This window comes from Nostoc sp. S13, assembly GCF_029379315.1.
Classification (GTDB): domain Bacteria; phylum Cyanobacteriota; class Cyanobacteriia; order Cyanobacteriales; family Nostocaceae; genus Nostoc.
In genome coordinates this window covers 1-3,622 of sequence record NZ_JAQYWQ010000234.1, presented here as the reverse complement: position 1 = coordinate 3,622, position 3,622 = coordinate 1, and the positions used below count along the sequence as shown (strand labels likewise).

General features: G+C 39.1%; 4 protein-coding genes. 1 reads left to right on the top strand and 3 read right to left on the bottom strand.

The genetic code is table 11. From position 1 onward, the window contains the following. Nucleotides 1-43 precede the first annotated feature (43 nt). The 3 genes from PUQ00_RS32610 to PUQ00_RS32600 are packed head-to-tail and all read right to left on the bottom strand — an operon-like array spanning nt 44 to nt 2,768. A complete protein-coding gene (locus PUQ00_RS32610; RefSeq protein ID WP_300424135.1) occupies nt 44-343 on the bottom strand; it encodes a hypothetical protein in 300 nt (99 codons plus the stop codon). Nucleotides 344-399: 56 nt separating this feature from the next. Then, nucleotides 400-1,578, bottom strand: a complete 1,179-nt coding sequence (locus PUQ00_RS32605; RefSeq protein ID WP_300424134.1) for a DUF1822 family protein — start codon at nt 1,576-1,578, stop codon at nt 400-402. A 2-nt stretch (nt 1,579-1,580) separates the two neighbouring features. After that, nucleotides 1,581-2,768 (bottom strand): sigma-70 family RNA polymerase sigma factor, encoded by a 1,188-nt coding sequence (locus tag PUQ00_RS32600; RefSeq protein ID WP_300424132.1) that lies wholly within the window; start codon nt 2,766-2,768, stop codon nt 1,581-1,583. A gap of 499 nt (nt 2,769-3,267) precedes the next feature. On the opposite strand from PUQ00_RS32600, the gene PUQ00_RS32595 reads away from it, so the two are divergent. Next, nucleotides 3,268-3,492 (top strand): hypothetical protein, encoded by a 225-nt coding sequence (locus tag PUQ00_RS32595; RefSeq protein ID WP_300424130.1) that lies wholly within the window; start codon nt 3,268-3,270, stop codon nt 3,490-3,492. Nucleotides 3,493-3,622 lie beyond the last annotated feature (130 nt).

Sequence of the window (3,622 nt, the reverse complement as noted above, 5' to 3'; positions counted from 1 at the left end):
TTTGACTTTGCCACTCTTCAGATGTACGGAGCTTGTTCAAAACTCAAATAGGATTCCTATAGCTTTCTAATTGTTGACATACTTTACCGAATTCAGTCACAGAAACATTAGTCACATCTTGTTCATAGATTTTCATGCGCGGTTGCCAACTCAAACGTTGATAGAGTGCTTGATATAGTAACCGCCACTTTCTATATATGTCTGAAAGTTCTGGTGCTGGTGGTAAACTTCCTGTAAATTTTATACTTAAAGATTGGTTAACATCCCAAACTTGAGCAGTGACAACAGGAAATCCGTGATTTAGATCACCTCCCAACAAACTTAAAACTACTAGCTTATTCATCACCGTCTTTTTTATACTCTACGCCCCAAAAATGCCTAATCATTACTGACTATTGACTAAATAAAGAAACTTTCAGTTATTTGAAAGTTATCAAGAGCAACTTGAATTAGAAAGCTTTCTCCTGGTTGGACATCAAAGCGTGGTAATTGTACGTAACTATCTTCGGTTCTAGCTTGAACTTCCTGAAGTAGATTTTCTGATTCTGAAAGCAAAGCTAATTTAACATTAGCAGGTAGGTAGGGTTTTCCATGAGCAGGATGTAATTGTACACGAATACCAACTTCTGTTTCTGTCTCTGGTAAGAGTGCAACAAGTAACACGACAGATTGAGATTTTATTTGTATTCCTAAATCGATTAGCTTGGCTCGCTTCAAGCTGGTATTTGTGATATCAGACTCACTTCTAAGACTGAAAGCTAAATTATTGGAGTGCTTGCCAAACAATGTTTCTAATGCTTCCCAACCATTGGAGTAAATTCCCAATAGCCACTGGCACAGATTCACTCCCTGATGAGAAAAAGTCAGTCGTTCTTGGTACAAACGTTGCCGCCACTGTTCATTTTCTAGCAATGCTCCCCATATAGTAAATGGCACTGCAAGTCTAGGAAAAGTTACAGAGGAACTGCCTAACCTTTGCAAAAGGTTTTCTGCTTGAGTCGCCGGCAATATTGGTAATGAGGTGATTTCGGCTTTATTCTCTTCTCTTTGACAAAATTGGTATCTTATCCAGAAAGCACTGAGGTCTTGTGTCAAATACCGCCTATCCATGCAGTATGTACGATCAACAGAGTCATAGCTACTTCTAGATTTCAACTCTTTGTGAGTAGTATAGCTCCACACTCGTATGCATTGCTCATCTGGTTTAACTTGTACTGCTAAATAATAGTCTGCCGCCCAACTGGGAATATCTACCCATTCTTGAGGTACTTCTAACTCACTGTCATCAATTACTTCACTAGGAATTAATACTACTCGTGTTTCACCTATGGAAATTGCCGTGCCATTAATAACTTCCCAAAATGTAGACAAAGCAGCAATGTTTGGCCAAGCTGCTGCTTCAGAAACATATTCAGTTTTTAGCCAATTTAAAATAGCATCAAGACAAATTTGATTGATATAAGCACACCAGCGACTACTAGGTGTTGCATAGCTTTGGCTTTTTTCCCAAGACCGTATTTGTAATGATGGTGATATTTCTAACAACCATTCTGTTGGGCTAATAAACTCACAAGCCATTTTTAATACCTCACATACTTAATTTTCAGCCATTCTTCTAAGGCTGCACTTATATCTTTAATTAGGTTGGAAGTCACAGAAATATTCAGTGTTTGTTGGCTCCAGAGAATTAACGCTGCTAGCAGCGATTCTCTGGCTTTGATTAGCCGACGTGAAACTGTAGGTTGACTTATCTGCAACTGTTGGATAATTTGCTGCTGAGTAAACTCCTGTTTGTAGTACAGTTTCACTATCTCTTGAGATTGAGAATCAAGTTGTTTTAAAGCAGTGAGTAGTACAGTATCTATCTTTAAGAGTTGCTCTTGGCGGTTTCGTGCATCCTCTTGAGCGATGATTTCAGCTACTAATGATTTAGCGGAGGGGTCTGGCAAATCAAGTATAAAGCTTGACTCCTGATTTGGTTTAGGTACATCCAAGGAAGTAATGGTTGGATATAAATAAGCACGCACACAAATACCTGTATAGGTTAACAACTGCTCAATTGAAGAGTAGTCGTATTCTGGGCCGGCTGGAGTTAGCTGGCTTTGGCGTTCAGTGTTGTAGAGATTAGAAACTGCTTCCCAAAGTTGGCGATTAGGTTCTAGTAGCTTGTTTATACCTCCAGGCTGCTTCTGGATATATATTGTTTTGAAGCAAATCCAGGCTAAACGATATTGGGCTATTTGCGTAGGAGATAATCCAGCATTGTGCAATGCTTCTAGTAATAACTTTTTGCTCACCTTACGTAGCAATCCCCAGTTAGTGCATATATCAGCTTCCTTGCGTTGACGGAGAATGTCTTTCAACCGACTAGAAAATGCCATACATGCATAGGTTTTTAAACTAGAGTTTTTGTTGGAGTCAAAATCGTTTAGGATTGTTTTGACTTCTGCGATCGCCATTTGAAAATAATCAGCTAACTCATACTGAGTATTAGTAAATCTTCTTACTATTTTTTCCGCAGCCCAGTAACAAGGTTCTTGCAAGTAAGCTGATAAATGCATTTCAGCTAGATAACTCGATTGACGCAGCCAATTTTTATGCCAATAGAGCGCCCAAAAGTTTTCTGAAGTAGTAATATCTACTGGCTCATTCAAGCAATTCTGGATACTTCGTTGCAGTTTGCGATCAGTTAGCCAATTGCTGAATCGGTCTTTTTCAAGTTGCGCGAAGGTTGAGAACATCTCGGTAATTTCTTGGCGAGGACGCATAAAAATTTAAGATTCAATGATTGCAAGCATTCTGAGTCGGAGAACTGTACTTAAGAGCATATCGCAATACTCAGGGCTGAATAAAGTCTTTATTTTCAACTAATTAATTAGTGGAGGGGTTAAAGAACTGCTTCTTTTAGCCGAATGCAACCGTAATAATTACGCAAATCGTTTCGCTTTAGCGGTTAACCTCTGTTTTTTTGGCTTGTTTAGTCAGATAGGTGCAAGTTAAGTAATAGGACTTACAACTGCTACAAACGTTAGCGGTAGTTGGTTCACTGACTCAGAGCTGAATAAAAAGGCAAGTTTCAATCTAAGCCAATAAAATTCTGGGCTACCAATTTAAGCCGGATTTGATTGAAAGAATCTTAACAGTGAATAAAAGCAACGGCTGCGCGATCGCACAAAATAATATATCTGAAAGCAGATGTATATATGTATAATATCTTCTATTCAGCAAACGGCTTTTGTATGCAGGGGCAATTTTGGGCATAAAATTATGCTCTTGGTGTTTGCTGGTAATAAGTGGTGCGATCGTTTTTTTGCAAATTGCTCCTTTGCCCAAATTACTCCCGATAGCACTCTACCCAATAATTCACCCATTATCAAGCAGAACAATATCACAATTGCTTTTAGCAGAATAAAATCAGGGCAAAAGATTAAAGCGATGTCTTCTCTGCGAGACGCTGCGCGAATGGCGAACTTTGCTAACGCCAAAGCTTAAAATACCCATTAGGACAATCACTATGCAAACTAACCTTGATTCAACAACTGCTATTTCTGTGGGGATGCCCGTGCTCTAAAGGACAGCGAGCACATGCACCTCGTCCCCAAAAGCGAAATAAAAACGTCTC